1 pseudogene is annotated in these 544 nt (G+C 67.8%); it reads right to left on the reverse strand.

The features are described 5' to 3' along the window. Window positions 1-544, reverse strand: a pseudogene (locus BU204_RS37910) (2-oxoacid:acceptor oxidoreductase subunit alpha); the annotation flags it as partial.

Consider the following 544-nt stretch of genomic DNA (forward strand, 5'->3'; position numbering starts at 1 on the left):
TCGATGTTGCTGATCTTCTTGTGGCGGAGGCGGGTCATGTGGTCGTGGTTGGCGGGGTCGTAGGAGATGTTGCCTTTGCCGTCGGCTTTTTCGAGTCCGCCGATGCGGTGTTGGAGGCCGGGGGTGCCGGGGAGGGCCCAGTCGCGGGCGAGGGTTTCCGGGTCGCGGAGGTAGGGCCAGTGGGTGCCGTCGGGGTTGTTGGGGGTGGTGGCGAAGGTGGGGCGCAGGTCGGGCAGGTCCTCCACGTTCGGGATCAGCCAGGGCTCCGAGCCGTTGGCGATCGCGCCGTCGGACAGCAGCAGCACGGGGGTGCGGTAGGTGAGCGCGATCCGGGTGGCGTCCAACACCGCCGCGAAGCAGTCTCCGGGGGATTGGGGCGCGATCACGGGTACGGGGGATTCGCCGTTGCGTCCGTAGAGGGCTTGGAGCAGGTCGGCTTGTTCGGTTTTGGTGGGCAGGCCGGTGGAGGGTCCGCCGCGTTGGACGTCGATCACCAGCAGTGGTAGTTCGGCCATCACCGCCAACCCGATCGTCTCCGACTTCA

It is taken from the genome of Actinophytocola xanthii (genome assembly GCF_001921205.1).
Taxonomy (GTDB): Bacteria; Actinomycetota; Actinomycetes; order Mycobacteriales; family Pseudonocardiaceae; genus Actinophytocola; species Actinophytocola xanthii.